The sequence below is a fragment of the Aphanizomenon sp. UHCC 0183 genome (assembly GCF_009712065.1).
Classification (GTDB): Bacteria; Cyanobacteriota; Cyanobacteriia; order Cyanobacteriales; family Nostocaceae; genus Dolichospermum; species Dolichospermum heterosporum.
In genome coordinates, this window is the sequence record NZ_VILC01000001.1 from 88,133 (window position 1) to 107,884 (window position 19,752).

Annotated in this window: 26 protein-coding genes and 2 pseudogenes; 17 read left to right on the top strand and 11 right to left on the bottom strand. The window is 37.5% G+C overall.

Annotation, left to right across the window (positions count from 1 at the left end; genetic code table 11):
• Nucleotides 1–124: 124 nt before the first annotated feature.
• Together FJR37_RS00445 and FJR37_RS00450 are read right to left on the bottom strand one after the other, a co-directional pair.
• Nucleotides 125–547 carry a hypothetical protein gene (locus FJR37_RS00445; RefSeq protein WP_027401694.1) on the bottom strand — a complete coding sequence of 141 codons (423 nt, stop codon included), beginning with the start codon at nucleotides 545–547 and terminating at the stop codon, nucleotides 125–127.
• Between the two features lie 226 nt (nucleotides 548–773).
• Nucleotides 774–1,874: pseudogene (locus FJR37_RS00450) on the bottom strand (nickel-dependent hydrogenase large subunit); the annotation flags it as partial.
• Between the two features lie 421 nt (nucleotides 1,875–2,295).
• On the opposite strand from FJR37_RS00450, the pseudogene FJR37_RS00455 reads away from it, so the two are divergent.
• The 3 genes and pseudogenes from FJR37_RS00455 (at nucleotide 2,296) to FJR37_RS00465 (ending at nucleotide 4,643) form a co-directional block, all read left to right on the top strand.
• Nucleotides 2,296–3,716, top strand: a pseudogene (locus FJR37_RS00455) (site-specific integrase).
• Between the two features lie 275 nt (nucleotides 3,717–3,991).
• The gene (locus FJR37_RS00460; RefSeq protein WP_168464992.1) at nucleotides 3,992–4,231 is read left to right on the top strand and encodes a hypothetical protein; all 240 of its coding nucleotides are present in this window, start codon (nucleotides 3,992–3,994) and stop codon (nucleotides 4,229–4,231) included.
• A complete protein-coding gene (locus tag FJR37_RS00465) occupies nucleotides 4,218–4,643 on the top strand; it encodes a type II toxin-antitoxin system VapC family toxin (RefSeq protein ID WP_168464993.1) in 426 nt (141 codons plus the stop codon). Before FJR37_RS00460 ends, FJR37_RS00465 begins: the two co-directional genes overlap by 14 nt.
• A 291-nt stretch (nucleotides 4,644–4,934) precedes the next feature.
• Here the strand turns inward: FJR37_RS00465 and FJR37_RS00470 are convergent, their stop codons facing one another.
• The gene (locus FJR37_RS00470) at nucleotides 4,935–5,486 is read right to left on the bottom strand and encodes a transposase (protein WP_015079363.1); all 552 of its coding nucleotides are present in this window, start codon (nucleotides 5,484–5,486) and stop codon (nucleotides 4,935–4,937) included.
• A gap of 438 nt (nucleotides 5,487–5,924) precedes the next feature.
• Here FJR37_RS00470 and FJR37_RS00475 point away from each other — a divergent pair, with 438 nt between their 5' ends.
• The 8 genes from FJR37_RS00475 (at nucleotide 5,925) to FJR37_RS00510 (ending at nucleotide 11,744) form a co-directional block, all read left to right on the top strand.
• Nucleotides 5,925–6,497, top strand: a complete 573-nt coding sequence (locus tag FJR37_RS00475) for a DUF6036 family nucleotidyltransferase (protein ID WP_168464994.1) — start codon at nucleotides 5,925–5,927, stop codon at nucleotides 6,495–6,497.
• A complete protein-coding gene (locus tag FJR37_RS00480; RefSeq protein ID WP_027401691.1) occupies nucleotides 6,494–6,799 on the top strand; it encodes a hypothetical protein in 306 nt (101 codons plus the stop codon). Before FJR37_RS00475 ends, FJR37_RS00480 begins: the two co-directional genes overlap by 4 nt.
• A gap of 369 nt (nucleotides 6,800–7,168) precedes the next feature.
• Entirely contained in the window at nucleotides 7,169–7,459 is a 291-nt protein-coding gene (locus FJR37_RS00485) for a hypothetical protein (RefSeq protein ID WP_015079369.1), read from the top strand.
• A complete protein-coding gene (locus FJR37_RS00490; RefSeq protein ID WP_168464995.1) occupies nucleotides 7,449–7,826 on the top strand; it encodes a DUF6516 family protein in 378 nt (125 codons plus the stop codon). The genes FJR37_RS00485 and FJR37_RS00490 overlap by 11 nt, the downstream gene beginning before the upstream one ends.
• A gap of 504 nt (nucleotides 7,827–8,330) precedes the next feature.
• Entirely contained in the window at nucleotides 8,331–8,531 is a 201-nt protein-coding gene (locus FJR37_RS00495; RefSeq protein WP_039204217.1) for a hypothetical protein, read from the top strand.
• Nucleotides 8,531–8,791, top strand: coding sequence for a hypothetical protein (locus tag FJR37_RS00500; protein ID WP_015213912.1), 261 nt, complete (start codon nucleotides 8,531–8,533; stop codon nucleotides 8,789–8,791). Before FJR37_RS00495 ends, FJR37_RS00500 begins: the two co-directional genes overlap by 1 nt.
• 1,075 nt (nucleotides 8,792–9,866) lie before the next feature.
• Complete coding sequence (locus FJR37_RS00505) at nucleotides 9,867–11,030, top strand: DUF262 domain-containing protein (protein ID WP_168464996.1); 1,164 nt, start codon at nucleotides 9,867–9,869, stop codon at nucleotides 11,028–11,030.
• Nucleotides 11,031–11,045: 15 nt separating this feature from the next.
• Nucleotides 11,046–11,744, top strand: coding sequence for an MAE_28990/MAE_18760 family HEPN-like nuclease (locus FJR37_RS00510; protein WP_168464997.1), 699 nt, complete (start codon nucleotides 11,046–11,048; stop codon nucleotides 11,742–11,744).
• Nucleotides 11,745–12,217: 473 nt separating this feature from the next.
• Here the strand turns inward: FJR37_RS00510 and FJR37_RS27355 are convergent, their stop codons facing one another.
• Genes FJR37_RS27355 through FJR37_RS00520 form a run of 4 tightly spaced genes read right to left on the bottom strand, consistent with a single transcriptional unit; the run spans nucleotide 12,218 to nucleotide 12,943 of the window.
• Nucleotides 12,218–12,343 (bottom strand): hypothetical protein, encoded by a 126-nt coding sequence (locus FJR37_RS27355; protein ID WP_256366855.1) that lies wholly within the window; start codon nucleotides 12,341–12,343, stop codon nucleotides 12,218–12,220.
• On the bottom strand, nucleotides 12,336–12,497 hold the full coding sequence (locus FJR37_RS27570; protein WP_340626568.1) for a hypothetical protein: 162 nt from the start codon (nucleotides 12,495–12,497) through the stop codon (nucleotides 12,336–12,338). The genes FJR37_RS27355 and FJR37_RS27570 overlap by 8 nt, the downstream gene beginning before the upstream one ends.
• A 16-nt stretch (nucleotides 12,498–12,513) precedes the next feature.
• Nucleotides 12,514–12,732 (bottom strand): hypothetical protein, encoded by a 219-nt coding sequence (locus FJR37_RS27575; protein WP_340626567.1) that lies wholly within the window; start codon nucleotides 12,730–12,732, stop codon nucleotides 12,514–12,516.
• Nucleotides 12,725–12,943 carry a hypothetical protein gene (locus FJR37_RS00520; RefSeq protein WP_027401683.1) on the bottom strand — a complete coding sequence of 73 codons (219 nt, stop codon included), beginning with the start codon at nucleotides 12,941–12,943 and terminating at the stop codon, nucleotides 12,725–12,727. Before FJR37_RS00520 ends, FJR37_RS27575 begins: the two co-directional genes overlap by 8 nt.
• Before the next feature lie 437 nt (nucleotides 12,944–13,380).
• Here FJR37_RS00520 and FJR37_RS00525 point away from each other — a divergent pair, with 437 nt between their 5' ends.
• The gene (locus tag FJR37_RS00525) at nucleotides 13,381–13,602 is read left to right on the top strand and encodes a hypothetical protein (protein WP_039201173.1); all 222 of its coding nucleotides are present in this window, start codon (nucleotides 13,381–13,383) and stop codon (nucleotides 13,600–13,602) included.
• On the top strand, nucleotides 13,580–13,837 hold the full coding sequence (locus FJR37_RS00530; RefSeq protein ID WP_039201172.1) for a hypothetical protein: 258 nt from the start codon (nucleotides 13,580–13,582) through the stop codon (nucleotides 13,835–13,837). Before FJR37_RS00525 ends, FJR37_RS00530 begins: the two co-directional genes overlap by 23 nt.
• Nucleotides 13,838–13,933: 96 nt before the next feature.
• On the opposite strand, the gene FJR37_RS00535 is transcribed toward FJR37_RS00530, so the two are convergent.
• Nucleotides 13,934–14,269, bottom strand: a complete 336-nt coding sequence (locus FJR37_RS00535; protein WP_217355140.1) for a hypothetical protein — start codon at nucleotides 14,267–14,269, stop codon at nucleotides 13,934–13,936.
• 536 nt (nucleotides 14,270–14,805) lie between these two features.
• Here FJR37_RS00535 and FJR37_RS00540 point away from each other — a divergent pair.
• The 4 genes from FJR37_RS00540 (at nucleotide 14,806) to FJR37_RS00555 (ending at nucleotide 16,580) form a co-directional block, all read left to right on the top strand.
• Complete coding sequence (locus tag FJR37_RS00540) at nucleotides 14,806–15,126, top strand: S1 RNA-binding domain-containing protein (RefSeq protein WP_039201170.1); 321 nt, start codon at nucleotides 14,806–14,808, stop codon at nucleotides 15,124–15,126.
• A gap of 288 nt (nucleotides 15,127–15,414) precedes the next feature.
• Nucleotides 15,415–15,555: a hypothetical protein gene (locus tag FJR37_RS26285; protein WP_217355141.1), complete on the top strand. Its 141-nt coding sequence runs from the start codon at nucleotides 15,415–15,417 to the stop codon at nucleotides 15,553–15,555.
• Nucleotides 15,556–15,918: 363 nt separating this feature from the next.
• Nucleotides 15,919–16,236 (top strand): hypothetical protein, encoded by a 318-nt coding sequence (locus tag FJR37_RS00550; RefSeq protein ID WP_039201169.1) that lies wholly within the window; start codon nucleotides 15,919–15,921, stop codon nucleotides 16,234–16,236.
• Nucleotides 16,233–16,580, top strand: a complete 348-nt coding sequence (locus FJR37_RS00555) for a type II toxin-antitoxin system PemK/MazF family toxin (RefSeq protein ID WP_039201168.1) — start codon at nucleotides 16,233–16,235, stop codon at nucleotides 16,578–16,580. The genes FJR37_RS00550 and FJR37_RS00555 overlap by 4 nt, the downstream gene beginning before the upstream one ends.
• Nucleotides 16,581–16,740: 160 nt before the next feature.
• Here the strand turns inward: FJR37_RS00555 and FJR37_RS00560 are convergent, their stop codons facing one another.
• The 3 genes from FJR37_RS00560 to FJR37_RS00570 all read right to left on the bottom strand — a co-directional run.
• On the bottom strand, nucleotides 16,741–16,893 hold the full coding sequence (locus FJR37_RS00560) for a hypothetical protein (protein WP_168464998.1): 153 nt from the start codon (nucleotides 16,891–16,893) through the stop codon (nucleotides 16,741–16,743).
• Between the two features lie 162 nt (nucleotides 16,894–17,055).
• Nucleotides 17,056–18,606 carry an ATP-binding protein gene (locus FJR37_RS00565; protein WP_168464999.1) on the bottom strand — a complete coding sequence of 517 codons (1,551 nt, stop codon included), beginning with the start codon at nucleotides 18,604–18,606 and terminating at the stop codon, nucleotides 17,056–17,058.
• Between the two features lie 524 nt (nucleotides 18,607–19,130).
• A partial coding sequence (locus FJR37_RS00570; RefSeq protein WP_168465000.1) for a transposase occupies nucleotides 19,131–19,752 on the bottom strand: 622 nt, incomplete at its 5' end.

Consider the following 19,752-nt stretch of genomic DNA (forward strand, 5'->3'; position numbering starts at 1 on the left):
TATTGTTCAGCAAATTATACAAGGTCGCAGCTAAAGCATAAACTGTCCAATTTGGTAAATATAATTAATATAAAGCCTCATGTTAACTATCAATCATGAGGTGGGCAATGCCCACCCTACAAATTTATAAATTCACACCATGTTTCTTAGCAATTTCTACAAGTTGCTCATATTGATGTTGTGATGCTTTAGCTAAAATTGCATCTGCTTCTTCTGGATTAGTACCATCTTTAGGAATTAAATACTTCACATAAAGAGAAACAAAATCAACGACAGCAGCTAAACCTGTTAATTCGTGTTTATCGGCTTGTTTTCCAGCAATTACGGCTACTAACCCGGCTCTAATGGGGTCAGGTCTTACTTTCATAAATTGGTCAACTAATTGCTTAGAATAATCCGCTGGTGCTAAATTCTTTAACTTACTTTGATCAGGTTTAAATTCTAATCCTGCGGCTGTTGATTGATCCAACATACACCATTCTATAAATTCTTGGAGTGCGGCTTCAGGAAGCTTAGGAAGATATTGATGTAGTTCTAAATTAGACACAATTAGTTACCACTTTTAGTATTTAGTAATTCCTAATTGATAATTCTTAATCTGATAGTTAGGAATTATCAATTATTCCTTAAAATTCAGACTAACCCACTGATTTGGGAACTTTTGTACTGCACATAACAATTATATAGAACCCTGACTTATCGAAAAATAGAGAAAAGAACAGATCCCCGACTTCTTAGAGAAGTCGGGGATCTTAAGTATTAAGTAACATAAATTAAGCTGTTCTAAAACGAGCTAATTCTTCGCCGGTTTTCGCGTCGTGGGCGTGAACAGTACACACCAAACATGAATCAAAAGAACGGGCGACATGACCCACTTCTACGGGATCTTTAGGGTCTTGAATTGGTGTTCCAATTAATGCTTTTTCAATTGGTCCTAGTTGTCCTTCTCCGTCACGGGGTCCAATATTCCAAGTACCGGGAGCGATAACTTGATAATTCTTAATTTTGCCTTTTTCGATTTCTACCCAGTGACATAATGCACCTCTAGCAGCTTCCGTTGCACCCCAACCTTTACCATCTTTTTCTTCTGGTTTAATATACCAAGGATCGTTTAATTTAAACTCTCTTAAACAACGTTCAGCTTGACGATATAGTTTCACTATTTCATGGACTCTTCCTAATTGCCGAAGATGAACACTTGCACCGCCCATTTTCTTGAATGTATCGAGAATAAATGGGTCATAATGTTGCCAAGATTCCCCATGATTTCCCCCTGCAACTAATTGACGGGCTAGGGGACCGGCTTCTAAACGTCCTAAGTCTTGGTGAAGGACTGCACTTGACCAAGAATAAGCACCAGTAAAGTCTTTTTGGTTGTTATTAATTGGGTTTGTAGTGCGATCGCTTGGATGCCAATCTTCTGTACCTTCATCATACCAGGAATGGGTTAAATTCTCACGGGCAAAACCTTGATTCATCAAAGCATGAGTATCAGTGAAGCTATCATAAACACCGCTTTTCATAATCACAGCAGCGTTACGTCCTTCAATGGTGGGATGATTATATTTATCCTCATGGGGAATATAACCCCAAGTCACATATTTACCCACACCAGCGCCATATCGATCTAAACCGATATCTAACCCCATGCGCCAATATAAACCTAAGTCAGATTCTCGATGTTTAACATCTTCATCTAACCACTTTTGAAAGTCTTCATAAGATTGAATTTCTTCATATCTTTCTAAAGAACAACCTAACCAAACTGGTTCTAACCAATTGGTGCGGAAATATTCCAAAATTGCCCAGGCGCGGGTAATATCAGTTAAAGTTGGGGCGCACATCACACCACCAGGCACCATATAACTGCAATGACAACAGGTGATATGCTGTAAATGTTCCTGAGTAACTTATTTTATCAGGTAATTTTGCTCGGACAGAACATTTTATTTTCACCATTTCAGCTTTTATAAATAAGGGAATATTTAAGGAATGAGTCAGGGTAATTTTTATCCCTAACAGTTACAGCAGTTTTCTTGTATTTGAACTACTATTATTAGACCTAACCCCCAGCCTACCTCTCCCTAACCCTCTCCTAAGAGGAGAGGGAAAAAGAAAAACCTTTATTGCTGGAAGGGGGGTAAATCAAAGCCTCTCTCCTCTTAGGAGAGAGGTTTGGAGAGAGGTCGGTTTGTGGTCTATTTACCTGAAAATAGCTGTACTGTAATATCGGAAACCTATCCCCCATCTCTACATGAGGATGCAAATGCAGACTCAAGGGACTGGTTCGCAGATATGTTTGCAGACTTTGAGCCGCAGAACACCACAGACGGTAGGTATAGGGAATGGCGAAAATAAAAGCAACGGAATTACAGTATCAAGCAGTTTTTGAACAGAAGTTAGTTGAAGCTAATACTAATTTAAAAAGGGAGAGAATAAGAGTTAGTATTAAACAAACTGGCAATTCTCTCCAATTACGAGCTACCTTACCTTTAAAACCAGGAGATTACAGTTTAGGTAAGACAAAAAAGCAGTATGATATATCTTTAGGAATACCCGCAAATTTAGAGGGATTAAAAACAGCCATTGAAGAAAGTTATGAATTAGGTAAATTAATTGCTCGTCATACTTTTGAGTGGAATGAGAAATATTTAGGAATTAAATCGAGAGAGAAACAAGAGAGCAAAACAATTGGCGAATTATTAGATAAATTTGATGAAAAATATTATCAAACCCGTCAGAAAACTATCACTAGTCAAAATACTTTTGCTAACTATATATCTGTAATTAAAAGAAACTTGACTCTCACCCATTTAGCTACAAAAGAAAATTTTGAGGAAATTATTAATTCATTTCAGGGTAATAAAAAAAATGAACTAATAGCAGTAACTTCTGTTTTGATTAAAACCTTTAATTTAGGATTTCAACTTGATGTCAAACGAGATCATGTCACTCCTGCTTATCGAGAAATTCCTGAAGATGAAAAAATAATATCTGCTTTTGACCTCTTTGAAAAATTTGCCCTCAACCGCAAAAATACAAACATTAGTGATGAAATAGACACCTGGGAAATGTGGCGTTGGGTATATGGAATGTTGGCGACTTATGGATTAAGACCAAGGGAATTATTTGTCCAACCAGATATTAATTGGTGGATGTCTTCCCAAAATATTGACCATACTTGGAAAGTGAATAAAAATACCAAAACTGGATATCGAGAAGTTATTCCTTTTGTACCTGAGTGGGTAGATTTATTTGATTTAAAAAATCCCAAACCATTAAATATTTTAGAAAGAAAAGTTGAAAAAATTGCTTCTGTACAAAATATTAATTGGATGCGAAGAGATATATCCAGATGGTTTAGAAAAGTGGGGATTGAGTTTCAACCTTATGATTTACGCCATGCTTGTGCAATTCGAGCGCATCTTCAGGGAATACCAATTAAAGCCGCAGCAGATAATTTAGGTCATACTGTTGATGAACATACAAAGACCTATCAAAGATGGTTTGGGATTGAAAATAGGAAAAAAGCCTTTGGTGAGGTAATTAGTCAAAGGTCGTTAATTGAGTTGCAGAAGAATGAAATATTGGCGTTAAGGATGGAGAATGAAAGGTTGAAGTTGGAGGTGGAAAGGTTGAAATTTTTGGAAACTAAAGATCGAGAGGACTGCGAACAGCTTTACCACCACTGTGCCTTTAGGGATTTAGTGACCTAGTTTCTGAGGTATAATATTTACCTCAAAGCACAAGTACTAGGACTTACGCACTGTACAAACTCACCATGATGTGAATGAACGAAAATCTGTGGATTATGGAGCGGTTACCAATTACAGGATGTCTGAAAAGGGTAGCTTACAACCAAATTATAAGGGTTTCAGTGCGATCGCCAATCCTGTAGGGTGCGTTAATAGAATGTAACGCACCCTACAGGATTGGTTTAGTAAAAACATTTCTTGCTAAAATATAATCAGAGAAACAGCAAAATGAGATTATGAACTTAGATACAATTCAACAAGATATTGAGTCTCTTCCTCCCGATGCACAACAAATCATAGTCGAACTCGTAGAAGTCCTGAAAAAACGCTATCTTCTGAATCAACAAAAATCCTCAGAAAATTCCTTGCCAGACTGGTCAGACTTTATCGGTTGCATAGAAGCTGAAACAGACCTCTCAAAAAACTATAAAAACTACTTAGATCGTGAACTTAATCAAAAATATGATCATAGTTGATACAGGCTTTTGGTTAGCTCTTGCCAATAAAAAAGACACAGTTCATATAGCCGCCAAAAAACGATTTCAAGATTTAGCTAATCAGCAATTTATTACAACCTGGTGCGTCGTCACAGAAACGTGCTATCTATTACAAAAAAGAGTAGGAGTGGATGCTCCAAAAATCTTTATTAATAAAATTTCTACAGGAAAGCTACAAATATTTGATCCGAAACAACATCATTGCCAGCGTATTGAAGAACTGATGGAAAAATATAAAGATTTACCGATGGATTTAGCCGATGCCTCTCTCGTTATTCTGGCAGAAGAATTAGGTCATGGGCAAATTTTATCCGTTGATTATCGAGACTTCAATACCTATCGCTGGAAAAATACAGAACCGTTCGATAACCTCTTTCATGAATTTTTATGATGTAGTGCGATGCCTATGGCGAGGGAAGCGATCGCTCAATTTCCATTATCTTGTGCTTCGTTAACTATGATTAACTGCGATCTCATGGGTAAGCGATTCCTAGGTCGCGCTTCGCTATCGCTCAATTTTCATTTTCTTGTGCTTCCTTGACTACTATTAACTGCGATAGCCTAAGCGCTGACTTGTCAGTGCGATCGCCGATCTTGTAGGGTGCGTTAACGGAGTGTAACGCACCATATTTATAATTATTTACTGATTTTCGGTGCGTTACGCTGTCGCTAACGCACCCTACTAATCGTCCCAATATCCTTGAGGTTTTTCCTTTCTGCTATCTTTACCCCAATCGGTTGGATAAATTCCCTGAGCGATAAACCGATGAATACTGGAATACTGCCAATCTTGGGGATTTTCACACAATCCATGTCGAGCCGGATTATCATGAATATAATCACAATGGAGCGCAAAATCCCGTTCATCCCGAATTAAATGCTCCCAAAACCGACGTTGCCAAAGATTACTTTCTCCTCGCTTTTGTCGTGATTGAGAAACCTCCCGATTAACCCCTAATGCTTGTCCATAATGTTTAGTAACATAGGTTTTAATTAGGCGCAATCTCACCGACAAATATTTATCATCAGGGGGTAAAGTCCACAAACAATGAAAATGATCAGGTAATAAAACAAAAGCATCAATACAAAAAGGATATTTTTCCCTTACTTTTTCTATTGCTTCTCGGAGAGATTTTCTCCCTATATCAGTACAGAGCCAAGATTCTCTTTGATAAGTGACTTGTGTGATGAAATATGTACCTCCAGAAACATTAGGTCTTCTATAATTAGGCATTATGGAGTTAGTATGGGTGAAATTAAATTTATTTTTTATTTATTGTATTGTCATATTGCAAGCAGTTCGCTCAAAATCCATTGTCTTGTGCTTCCTTAACTGGGATTAATTGCGATCTTATGGGTAAGTGCGATTCCTACGGAGCGCTTCGCTATCGCTCAAAATCCATTGTATTGTGCTTTCTTAACTGTGATTAACTGCGATCTTATGGGTAAGCGATCGCTCAAAATCCATTGTCTTGTGCTTCCTTGACTTTGATTAACTGCGATCGCTCAAAATCCATTGTCTTGTGCTTCCTTAACTGGGATTAATTGCGATAGCGTAAGCGCTGACTTGTCAGTTCGCTAATATTGAGTTAATGCGATCGCTTAAAATCCATTTTTTTGTGCTTCCTTAACTGCGATCGCTCAATATCCAAACAAATAAATCAATAAAAATATGCGTGCAAACATTGACACTCAGAAGTTAGAACGTCTGATGCAAGTCTTAGGTAGAGAAGCCCAGGGTTCAGGCTGCATCTACTTTACAGGAGGAGCTAGTGCGCTACTAATTGGATGGCGTAACTCCACAGTTGATGTTGATCTTCGTCTAGATCCTGAACCACCAGGCATTTTTCAGGCGATTCCTACGGAGCGCTTCGCTATCTCCAAACTCAAACAAGAATTAAACATTAATATCGAATTAGCATCTCCGCAGGATTTTTTGCCACCTCTTCCAGGATGGCGTGATAGAAGCGTATTCATTGGCAAACAAGGTCAAATTTCGTTTTATCACTATGATTTTACAGCCCAAGCTCTTTCTAAACTATCCAGGGGATTTGACCGTGATATTAAAGATATTGAAGCCATGTACAAACAGAAATTATTCTCTTTGAGTGATCTACAGAATTGCTTTGAAGCGATTGTACCTGAACTAATCAGATTCCCATCTCTTAATCCTGATATGCTTAGAAGCAGAGTCGAGAAATTTATTGAACGTTGTGAAAATAACCTGGAGGAAAATCAATCATGAATCTTAATGAGTTACCAGGTGCAGAAATAATATTACCTGGACTAAGTGATCTTCGCAGTGGTGAGTCCAAGACAATTGGAGCATTGTTAGCGGCGATCGCGTCAACCCGCTTAACTGAAGCTGGTTTAGATATCCCTAAAAATCACTTAGCTCCAGAACCAGAGCTAACTTTATATGCCCTTCTCCAAGATGAACGAGAGGATGCTTACATTTACTATAATGCTTTGCTTAATCAACTAAATAGCTTTTGCAATGCTCTTGAACTCAGTTATAAATATAAACCCGCTAAATTTACTGTTTAATATCTTTGAGAAAAGCGATTCCTACGGAGTTCGCTATCGCTCAATTTCCATTATCTTGTGATTCTTTAACTGGGATTAACTGCGATAGCGAAGCGCTGACTTGTCAGTTCGCTAATATTGGGGAAATGCGATAGCGAAGCGCTCCGTAGGAATCGCTTAAAATCTATTATCTTGTGCTTCCTTAACTGGGATTAACTGCGATCTCATGGGTAAGCTATCGCTCAATTTCCATTATCTTGTGATTCTTTAACTGGGATTAACTGCGATCGCTACTGTCTTGATTATCAAGTGATAAAATAAAAAAAGGAATAACAACTACTCACCCCAAGAACATCTTTTAGACTGCACAGTATCAGAAGAGAAAAAATAATGGCTGAACTCAAACTAAGATCAAAAGATCCAGATTCCCTCAGACGAATTATTGAAAGTGCTTTATCAGAAAGATTACAAAGTGTAATAGCAGGAATAAAAAGAACAGAAGAACGAATTATAGAATTGGAAACCAAGTATCAATTATCAACAAAGGAATTTATAACCCGTTTTAATAATGATGAATTATCCCATAATTTTGATTTTGATGAATGGATTGGCGAATCTCGAATGTTGACACATTTACAACAAATGAAAGAGTCTATAGAGGAGATTGATTTTGTTAATTGAAAATTATTTTCAACAGATTCAGCTTTTAATTGAATCTTCAGAAATTGTCAAAATATTCAATATTGAAAGTGAAAAAAGAGGAATATATGAAGGCTTGATCAGAGGAAAAATTGATTTTCAAGATAATTCTTTGCTGCATTTACGAGAATTTATCTATGTTGAAATCTCCATAGATCGAAAAATGTATAGTTATCAATATATGAATTCAGAAAATAAACTAATTTTTCGTTATGACAATACTGAACATCATCGAAAATTAAATCTCCCTACTTTTCCTCATCATAAACATGATGGAAGTGAGGATAATGTGATTAAATCAGATGCTCCTTTTTTAAATGAGGTACTCAATGAGGTTAAAAAATATTAGGATAGTGCGATAGTGAAGCGCGACCTAGGAATTGCTCAAATTCCATTGTCTTGTGCTTCCTTAACTGCGATAGCGTAAGCGCTGACTTGTCAGTTCGCTAATATTGGGTTAGTGCGATCACTTCCTTAACTGTGATTAATTGCGATAGCGTAAGCGCTGACTTGTCAGTTCGCTAATATTGAGTTAATGCGATCGCTTCCTTAACTATGATTAACTGCGATAGCGTAAGCGCTGACTTGTCAGTTCGCTAATATTGAGTTAATGCGATCGCTCTTACGTTTCCTTAACTGGGATTAACTGCGATAGCGTAAGCGCTGACTTGTCAGTTCGCTAATATTTGGTTAATGCGATAGCGAAGCTCCGTAGGAATCGCTCAATATCCAAACAAATCAATAATAAAGATGTGTGCAGAGTGTGTTTTATATTCAGTGGCAGGGTAAAAATTAAAATTGCTCCTCTCTACAAAGCTATAATGTGATTGAAGTCAAAAAACTATAATCCGATATGTCAACCATTGAACAAATTGAAGCAGCTATTCTAACGCTTCCACCAGAACAATTTCAGCGACTTCGGCAATGGATCTTAGACGTAGACTACCAACATTGGGACGAGCAGCTAGAACAAGACATCGCAGACGGCAAACTGGAGGCTTTAGCAGAAGAAGCGATCGCTGAGTTTAAAGCGGGACATTGCCGAGAACTCTGATGCACTACACAACGCGAAGATTTTGGAAGTGCTATGACGATTTGCCCCCTCAAGTTCAGGAAACAGCAGATCAGTGTTACGAACTTTTGAAAGCTGATCCATCTCATCCATCATTACACTTCAAGAAGATTGGTAAAAAATACTGGTCAGTTCGAGCAGGATTAGACTATCGGGCTTTAGGAGTTGAGGTAGAAAGCGGTATTTCTTGGTTTTGGATCGGAACTCACGCAGAATATGACAAGCTCATTGGTAAGCTTTAACCAGCAGGCCAGCCGATTTTGTAGGGTGCGTTAATAGAATGTAAAGCACCTTATAACTTCACCGTTGAACATCTTTGAGAAAAGCAATATCGCTCAAAATCCATTATCTTGTGCTTCCTTAACTGCGATTAATGCGATAGCGTAAGCGCTGACTTGTCAGTTCGCTAATATTGGGTTAGTGCGATAGCGAAGCACTCCGTAGGAATCGCTCAAAATCCATTATCTTGTGCTTCCTTAGAGGGTGTTTGGAAAGTTATGGTTGATGTATCAAATATTTTTTACCCCACCCTAACCCTCCCCTTGTAAAGGGGAGGGAACTGGATTTTTATTGTTTCCCCCCTTTACAAGGGGGGACTAAGGGGGGTAGCAATGTGATGAAAATTACGGAATACCACTTTTCAAACATCCTCTTAACGGGGATTGACTGCGATAGCGTAAGCGCTGACTTGTCAGTTCGCTAATATTGGGTTAATGCGATAGCGAAGCGCTCCGTAGGAATCGCTCAATTGCCATTATCTTATACTTCCTTAACTGTGATTAATTGCGATAGCGTAAGCGCTGACTTGTCAGTTCGCTAATATTGGGTTAGTGCGATAGCGAAGCGCTCCGTAGGAATCGCTCAAAATCCATTATCTTGTACTTCCTTAACTGGGATTAACTGCGATAGCGAAGCGCTCCGTAGGAATCGCTCAATTGCCATTATCTTATACTTCCTTAACTGTGATTAATTGCGATCACTAATGTTGGGTTAGTGCGATAGCGAAGCGCTCCGTAGGAATCGCTCAATTTCCATTATCTTGTGATTCTTTAACTGGGATTAACTGCGATCGCTCTTGAGGCTTATTGAACTCTCACATATCAATTTAGGATTGCTATACTAGCTTTTTGGAGATGTCTATTGTTCCATTGGGAGTTTTATAGAAAATTCCGTTTAATACACTAAATATGGATGTTATACGGAAAAATTATGTATTACAATACAATAGCGACATGAAAAAGAAGTGTGAAAGGTAGTTGAGCATTCATTTCATTACCCGCTAGTTATACTTGGAAAATCATACTTAACCTGAGTAATATGGAAAACCTTGAAGAAAAAATAGCCTTGCTCGAACAAGCAGTTTCAGATGAGAGAAAAAGACTTTCGTCAGATAGGCTTGACATTTCTTTTGGAGAGTTGATCAACCTATACAAAAATGATGAATTAATAATTAGACCAGAGTATCAAAGGTTGTTTCGATGGTCAGAAACACAAAAAACTGCACTTATAGAATCTATTCTACTCTCAATTCCAATTCCTCCAATATTTGTAGCTGAGGATAAAAACGGGGTATGGGAGTTAGTTGATGGATTGCAACGTGTTTCTACTTTTATAAGTTTCTTTGGTGAGCTAAAAGGTGATGGATGGGAAATCAATTATCAAGAAGAGGATGTTAACTCATCAGTGGAAGAGGGAGAAGAAATTGAAGAAGGAAACGGGGAAGTAACTGAAGAGGAAAAAACTCTAAATAAATGGACTTTGCAAGAAGGAGGATTAGTTAACAGCTTACAAGGTTTTAATGTTGATACTCTTCCAACTAATCTAAAAATAAATCTAAAAAGGGCTGTTTGTAGAGTCGAAATTTTGAGAGGGGAAAGCAGTACTTCCATGAAATATGAGTTGTTCAAACGACTCAATTCTGGAGGATCAAAATTAACTCCACAGGAAATCAGAAATGCAATTTATCGAGGTATAAATCCTAGACTTAATGAGCTTTTGCTAAAAATTAGTCAAAATGAGGTTTTTAAAACACTTACCCAATTAACTCGTGGCAAACTTAATGAATTATATGATCAAGAACTAGTTCTTAGGTTTTTCGCTTTCTATAAAAATGCTGAAAACGTCAATGAAAACATGGAGAAATTCTTAAATAAATTTATGGAGAACACTGTCAGCAATACTGATTTTGACTACAATAATTATGAATCTCTCATCATAAGAGTCTTAGAATTAATTAACCAAATAGGAGATGACAAGATATTCAGAAACGCGAGTAACTTATTTGTTCCAGCTTATTTTGAAGGCATATTAATCGGAGTTGCTCAAAATATTGATAAATACGCTGAAGACATTGAACTTTTAAAATCAAAAATAACACAATTGAAAAGTGATACAGATTTCAAGAGATATTCTGGTACTGCTTCTAATAGCAGAAGCCGGATTAGAAATCGTCTTAAAAGAGCAGATGAGATTTTTCAATAAACTTAGCAATCAATTATGCATGATTTTGATATAGCATTGCAAGAAATTATTGAGGAGCGAGTATCTGTTCTTTTTGAAATTGAGAGAGTAATTTTCACGAAAAGATACTCTTTATCTTCAAGACATAAAGATATTTTCTCAACCCAATCAATAGCGATGATTTATTCCGTATGGGAAAGTTTTATCCAAAAATCTTTCAACCTCTATATTGATGAAATTAATAACTTAGGGATAGATTTCTATGATTTTTGCGATGAAATAGTTATTCACCACATGGAAAACGATTTCAAACAGTTCAAGGAGTATCCCGAAAAAGATAATAGAAAGGTACAGTTTTTTGTCTCACTTAAGAATTTTCATGCTATTAGTAGCTGCTCTATTTCAAGAGTTGTTAATACTGAGAGTAATGTTGGCTTCAATGTCTTGAACAAACTGCTCAAAAGTTTTGCACTTGAAAAGTTTCCAGAACATTGGAAAGATTACAAATATCCAAATCCTAATTTAAAAGACTCCTTAGATTTATTCCTAAGATTACGCAATTCTGTAGCTCATGGAGGTGATTTAGTTTCCCCTGATAGGATTGATCAGGCAGTCTATACCAGATTCAAGAAATTGCTGACAGATTTAATGTACGAAATCCGATTGAAGATGTTGTACGGTCTTGAACATCAAACATTCTTAAAGTTACCGCAGAGTATTGTAATAAATGACTAGTAATCATTTTTAAATTCTGTTAGTTTTAAGCAGAACAACTTTTAAGCAAAACAATAGAAAACAACACAGTGCGATTGCTAAATTTCTATTTTATTGACTACTATTAACTGCGATCTCATAGGTAAGCGATCGCTCAATATCCATTATCTTGTGCTTTCTTAACTGCGATTAAGTGCGATAGCGTAAGCGCTGACTTGTCAGTTCGCTAATATTGGGGAAATGCGATAGCGAAGCGCGACCTAGGAATCGCTCAAAATCAATTGTCTTGTGCTTCCTTAACTGCGATTAACAGCGATCGCTAATATTGGGTTAGTGCGATAGCGAAGCGCTCCGTAGGAATCGCTCAAAATCCATTGTCTTGTGATTCTTTAACTATGATTAACTGCGATCTCATGGGTAAGCGATCGCTCAAAATCCATTGTCTTGTGATTCTTTAACTATGATTAACTGCGATCTCATGGGTAAGCGATCGCTCAAAATCTATTGTCTTGTGATTCTTTAACTGTGATTAATTGCGATCTCATAGGTAAGCGATCGCTCAAAATCCATTGTCTTGTGCTGCGATCGCTAGTTGTGGTTTGAGTGCGATCGCTAATCACCTCGGATAATTTTTATCTTGCATTCTGATCGCTCAAAACAGACATCAAATTCTCGAAAAAAGTTTGTTTGTCCCAGGATTAAGGGTACATTAGAGGCTTCTACCCAGGCAAATGCTAGACGAACGGGTTCTAGATTTCCAATTTGAACTTGCACAAATAACCCCCTTGCTTCAACCTTTGCAAGATTTCCAGCCAATGGCAAGCGAACAGTTTTGATTATCCCAAATCGCGCCTAATTGTAACCCAATATCATAAGGTAAAACATTGACAGTAGATCCAGTATCCAGCAGTGCATTTACAGAAACAGAAGAGTCTGCATAACTCAGAATGACAGGAATTGTGGGTAATGCTTCATTGTCAGAAAAGGGAAACTCAACTGTACTAGGCATGAGTTGATGTCTCTTTGTTATCCTGAATCATCTGCATTAGAATGTTTGCAGCTTCCGTTGCGTGATATTGCGACCAAACCGGGTACTCTGATGCAGAAAAAATAACTTGTAGTTCAGCGTCTGGGATTTGTGTGGCTAGGAGTTTGAAGAGTGATAATTTGTCTGACTGACTCAAATTGTTGACCAGAGGAATTAACTCAGTAAGTGACATAGTTTAAACTTCCATACAGGCAATAATACATTGATCATAAGTCATCTGTGAGGTAAAGTCTAACGAGTCCGTTAAACATCTTTGAGAAAAGCGATTCCTGCGGAGCGCTATCTCTATTCCTTCGGAACGCTACGCGAACGAGACGCTACCGTGAACGCTATCGCTTAAAATCCATTGTCTTGTGCTTCCTTAACTGGGATTAACTGCGATAGCGTAAGCGCTGACTTGTCAGTTCGCTAATATTGAGTTAATGCGATAGCGAAGCGCTCCGCAGGAATCGCCAATCTTGTAGGGTGCGTTAATGAAATGTAACATACCTTATTACTTTTTCATCTTCAAGAAAAGCGATTGGTCAAATAGCTACCATGTAGTGGCGTTTCAATGTCAAAGTTGGTGATAATATAGAAAAGAAAAACTCTTTAAATGTAAAATCTTGTATGACTACTCGGCTAGAAGTTGAATCAGTAATCAAGCAATTGCCAGAAAGTGAAGTTCGTGATCTGGCAAAATGGCTTCAAGAATATCTTGATGAGATGTGGGATCAGCAAATTGAGGCAGATTTAGCATCAGGGAAATTAGATCGCCTCATTGCTCAGGCAGAAAAAGATATTGCAGCGAACAACGTGAGGGATCTTGATGAAATCCTTTGCGACGACTGAGTTTTGGAAAGCGTATGCTAATTTGTCACCTGAGATGCAAGAGCAAGCGCGGAAGGCTTATCAGCTTTGGCAGGAAAACTCACTTCATCCCTCTTTGCACTTCAAAAAAGTCGGTAGAAATATTTGGTCTGCCCGTGTCAGTGGTGGATATCGAGCGTTAGCCTTGAAAAAGGGTGACGATTATTATTGGATTTGGATCGGTAATCATGATGAATATGAAAGTTTTTTAAATTAGCTCGTTGTCACAAGCCAGCGAACATACCATCGCTCAAAATTTATTTTCTTGTGCTTCCTTAACTGTGATTAAGTGCGACAGAAACAACCAAGCACACTAAGATTCAGTGTTATTCTTTACTGCTGCTTTTTGAGAATTTTCAGAGGATGGTTCAGCCAGAATTGGTTCAATATCCTGGCTTTTATCTCTTTGGATAAATTCATCTAGTAATTGAAAAAAGTAATCAAATGCAGCTTTTTCATCAATACAGGTGAGTAAAATAATTTTATCCCAAGCGTTAACCGTATGGATAGATAAGCGGTTTTGTAGCCAAGGTTGAAAGTTTTTATGAAAATCACTTTCAGTTTCAGTATTAGTAATACCTAATTCAGAGCGAGAAAAGCGATATCCCAAAATAAACATCCGTAAATTACTGATAGATGCTGTTCCCAAATATAAGCCTGGTTTGGTTTTAATTTTTTCGAGTAAGTAGGTGAGCGTTGAAAATTGTCGTTATGGCAAGGCAAAAGGCAAGAGGCAAGAGGCAAGAGTGAAGAGGGTTTGGGCGATTTTACATTTCTTTACACAGTTTGGTTTTATTGTGTTCACCTACTTAAGTTAAATAATGTACTCATTGAGTTTAACTCCATTAAAAATGTTCAAAATTATTCTATTACTTCTATTTTAAACTCATTAGATAGAGAGGTAAAATCTTGAATCCAGTCATCTGGGTATAGTCCTTGTCGGGAAAGGTTGTCGAAAATTTTGCCAAAAACTTCAACACCGTAGTAGGAGTCTCTCTGAGGAGTATCATCGGTATTACAAAGACGGGATTTTGGAAGTTACAATAGACTCAGAAATCTATGAACAATATTTCAAACCCCTAGAAAAACCCTATCAAGGCACAGAGCAATTTGAATTACCAGTTCCTCATCATTTGTTTCCTATCCTTAACCAATATCCAAGAGTATTAAAACCAAGGTAGTGCTATGAGCGATCAGTTTTGGCAAAAAATCAAATCTAAATATCGGTTAGGTGAACTGATTCACGGTACAGTCGAGTATCAGGCGCCATTTGGGATTTTTGTTAGTTTAGATGATGAAGCAGTCAAGGGTCTTGTTCAGATTACTGATTTTGTTGATAGTGGAGATATGACTCCAGAAATGTATCCAGATATTGGTTCACCTATTGGGGCTGTTGTTGTTGGGTATACCGAAGATGATCGCAATCAAATTTGGTTGAGTGTCAAGCCCAGTGTCTTACAGAAAGCATTGGTACATCTCAAAATTCCCGCAACAAGCGATCGATAATCAGCAGCATAACGATCTAAATACACACCAACCACCAAGAGGTTATTAAATATCTTTGAGAAAAGCGATTCCTAGGTCACGCTTCGCTATCGCTTAAAATTCATTATCTTGTGCTTCCTTAACTGTGATTAAGTGCGATCTCATGGGTAAGCGATCGCTCAATTTCCATTATCTTGTGCTTCGTTAACTGTGATTAACTGCGATCCCTGTAGGCATCGCTAGGTTAAAATGAGAGAGCGATTCCGCTATCGCATCCTTTCACCAATCCTCAGACGAGGAGATTCTCAAATGCCATTGGTTGAACTCATGTCACAAATCCAGACACTGCCCAAAATTGATAAGCTTCGGCTGATGCAGTTTCTCGCCACAGAACTGGTAAAAGAAGAAGATGCAAACTTCTTTGTTGCAAATCAAGAGTATCCAGTTTGATCGCCCTACAATTGCTCTGAGGCTGCCAATATTTTGATGAATCTTTTGGCTACAAAGGAACAAGAAAAAAATGGTTGACGCTCAAAGATTTCCCTACAAGATTATTGACAGCAACCAAGGCAAAGGTTGATAGAATGCCCCATCTGCCTTTGACCCTCAGTTATAACGGTCATTCCTTGAAGGTTGAAGGCTTATTGGACACAGGCGCAAGTGTGAATGTTTTGCCCTACGAAATAGGAACGCAACTAGGTTTTATCTGGGAGAATGAGACACTCTCGGTTATATTGGCAGGAAATTTAACTTAAATAGAAATATGGGGACTTGATTACTTGATTAACTAATGTAAAAAACAAAGGAGGCTTTATGAAAGCTGTTGAGTTAGTAGGGACAGTAAACACAAATGGGCAGATTAATTTAGACCAAGCATTAACATTTCCTTACGGGAGTCGTGTTAAGGTTATTGTCTTATTACCTGAGTTGATTGATCAGGTAGACGGTGATCAGGAGATATTCCAACCAATAAGCCTAAATAACCCTAAACTAATTGATACATTGAAAATGCGGACTTTGATTGAGACAAGCTTAACTGATATGGCAAACGATCCAGAGATCCAAAGAGAGATAGGTCTAATTAATGCTGAATTTGAAATCTCTGAACTGGATGGAATAGAAAGGTTATGAGCGTTCAGCGATCTGAAATTTACTTCGTTAATCTTAATCCAGTTCAAGGTAGAGAACAAGCAGGAGAGCGTCCTGTTTTAGTGCTTTCTGTAGATGCTATCAATCAATTACCATTAGTTGTTACAGTAGTTGTTGGTACAAAAGGAACAAATATCACCAAAAACTACCCAACAAATGTGAGGTGTTTACCTGAAGAAACTGGATTGTCAATAGAGACAGTATTTCTTTGCTTTCAAATTCGTTCACTTGATTTAAAGCGTTTTCCTAGCCAGCCTTCTGGCAAACTCTCAGATACTAAAATGCAGGACATAGAAACCGTAGTTCGCTATTGTTTAGGACTTTAGTCTTGTTTCAACAGCGGTCTGTGAGGTACGGTCTAACGGGGCTGTTAAACATCTTTGAGAAAAGTGATAGCGCAAGCGCTGATGCAAGCAGTTCGCTCAAAATCCATTTTTTTATACTTCCTTAACTGCGATTAACTGCGATAGCGTAAGCGCTGACTTGTCAGTTCGCTAATATTGGGTTAATGCGATCGCTTATCACCTCGGATAATTTTGATTGTGCATTGCGATCGCGTTCGCGGAGCGTCCCGGAGGGAACTAGGCTGATGCAAGCAGTTCGCTCAATTTCCAAATAAATCAATCCTTCTATACTCAAGCAAACCTGTAAATATTTTAACTTTAATATTAATATTTACGTATTTATATTGATAAAAACCCGGGTTTATATTTCAATAGAAAGAAAAAATTATACTTAATTCCCTTTTTCGCTCCCCTCTCTGCGCCTCTGCGCCTCTGCGTGAAACAAAAAACATAACACTCAAGCCCGAATCACAGTAATCCTATATTGATTTTCCGTCACCACAACCTCAGTTGACAAACGTTCCTCCATTGGTAGGGCATTTTTCCGCCTATCAAACACAAATAACCAACCAAAATCCAACCCCAAACGCCCTAAATAGGATTCTAATTGCTCAATACCATCAGCTTGAGGATCACGCTTTTTATCCCGCCATACCTTTAACTCAATACCCAAAGTTACATCTTTGTAACGCAGACATAAATCCATTCTGTCGCTACCAATTGCATATTCCCGTTCTAAAACTCCACCACCATTAATAACACGATGTAAAAAAGCCATTAATACAATATGTGGCGCAATTTCATGATAGCCAGTGCTACCTAATAACGGTTCTCCGTGCTGTCGCCAAAACTTGAGAAATGCAGTTAGTAAAGCATCTATATTTAATTCCCCTGCCGCAGTTAACCAAGTTGGTGCAATCATTGGTAAAGAAGCCATTGGTGTCACTGTTAAAACCCTGGGTAACACTTCCCGATAAATGGGATTAGCAATAGTTAATCCACCATAAGGGTGCATTTTACATAATCCCAAATCAATGACAAATTGAATATCATCATTGGGTATATCTCCCAGTTCTAAACCTGCTAACATTGGCTCAATAATTGCTTTTATTCTTGGTTCTCGTAACCGTTCAGCTAAACTATCTAAATGAGTATCTTGACGAGCAATTAATATTTCCTTTGCTTTTAAAATATGTTCTTTTGTAATAGCAATATTTCTATCTTTAACCATTTTTTCTACAACTTCTTTAGCTAAAGCATTAACTAACCAAGGTTGTCCTTGAGTTAAATCAAAGGCTGTTTCTATAGCTTCAGGAGTAAAAATTTGTCCTGTTGCTGCTGTATGTTGTTGATATAGTTCTCCTACTTCTTCAATATTAAAATTTCGCATAGTTATAGAAGCAACTTTAATATTAAAAGGACTGGATGTATTTAATCTGTCACTACCACCTGATGCTACTTTATAATCTCTGACATCTCGTAAACCAATTAATCCTACCGATGAGGGAAAATTTTCAGGGCGTTTAGGAAAACCATCTCTTAACTGCCGTAAAACTGAAATTAAAGTTTCATCTTGCAAAGAATCAATTTCATCTATAAATAATACTATCGGACGATTGATAGCTCTTGACCATGCTCTTAAATTTTCAGCAATTCTTTGTCCAGGAACATTATAAACCCAAGTTTGGGGTTGTAGTTCGGTCGGTAGGCTATCTTCAATTGTATTTCGCCAAATTCCTAAAATTGCTAATTCTGCTGCACTGGGGTCATGATTAAATGCACTTCCTACTTCTGCTGATACCATGACTGCTGCATAATTTCCTGTGGCGGTAAGTTGTTGTGCTAGGGATAACATTGCGGTTGTTTTCCCTGTTTGTCGTGGTGCATGAAGGACAAAATAACTTTCTTGTGCAATTAACATTAATAAGTCGGGTAAACGACTGGTGGTTGAGAGTGTATAGTTTTTTTTAGGGTTACAGGGACCTGCAATATTAAACCAACGAGTCATGATTATTTTGGCAGTTAGGGAACTCTTTAAGTTTACACAATTGTTATGCTCTCAATATACTGGAATTTGGGAAAATGACGATCTGGCATTCCAAAAAAGGGCGTTGCTGATTAAGGGTATGAATTTTAGTCTCACGCAAAGGCGCAAAGACGCACTGAGGTTTGAGTTTTAAAGATTCAATTTGGGAATTTCATACCTCAATTCAGCAACGCCGAAAATGGTTCTATTCAATCCCACGAAGACTTTAAACCCGGATTTCTCACAAGCGAAAAAAATCATTCATAAAGAGTAAAACAAAGGCAGTTTATTTGATACATAAACAGCAAAGATGAAAAAAGGAAATCTCCTAAGTATATATTTGATAAATTTAGTTAAATATCAAGAGCTATTCAGTCAATATATACTGATATAAATAATTGAGTAGTAAAATTAGGCATCTGAAAACAGAGTGAAAAAAAACTTTTATCCCCACCCTAAATTAAAGCTAAAAATGAGCGTAATAATCAATAATCGTTCCCAAAGAATTAACCAGGATTTGGTAACAACTGCAAACAACGGTAAGCAGTAACATAAATATGTTTGTAGGGACAACAACTATTAATTGCAATTAAAACTCGCCGGGTACTCACAGTAATCAAAGCACCTAACTTCAATAACTTGGTACGGATAGTCCCAACTTGAGCATTCTGTAATTCAGTTTTAACCAAACATTTGTTTCGCAAAGCATTCATCAAAACATAAGCAATGGAAGAGAACCACAAACGTAGTTGATTACCAGCAAATGTATGGGTACTGGTTCTGTCACTAAATAATTCTAATTGTTGTTCCTTAAAGCGATTTTCCATCTCACCTCTCGGACAATATTTTTGGGTATAAACTTCACTTGGAGGCATCTTATTTGTAGGAATTGAGGTGACAATAAAACGGATATTAGTTCCCTTTGCCCCATACTCAACTTTAGCAACAACACGACGACTACGACTCCAAGATTTATGGGTTTGATAGTCAATAGTTTTATACCAAGTTGAATTCTCTATCAGATGTGATGCTAGTTCAGGAAGTTCAATATCTGGAACAAATAGAGTTTCTAAAAAAGAAACTACTGTGGATAGCTTTTGCTCAAACTCTTGCTTGGCTTTACTTTGA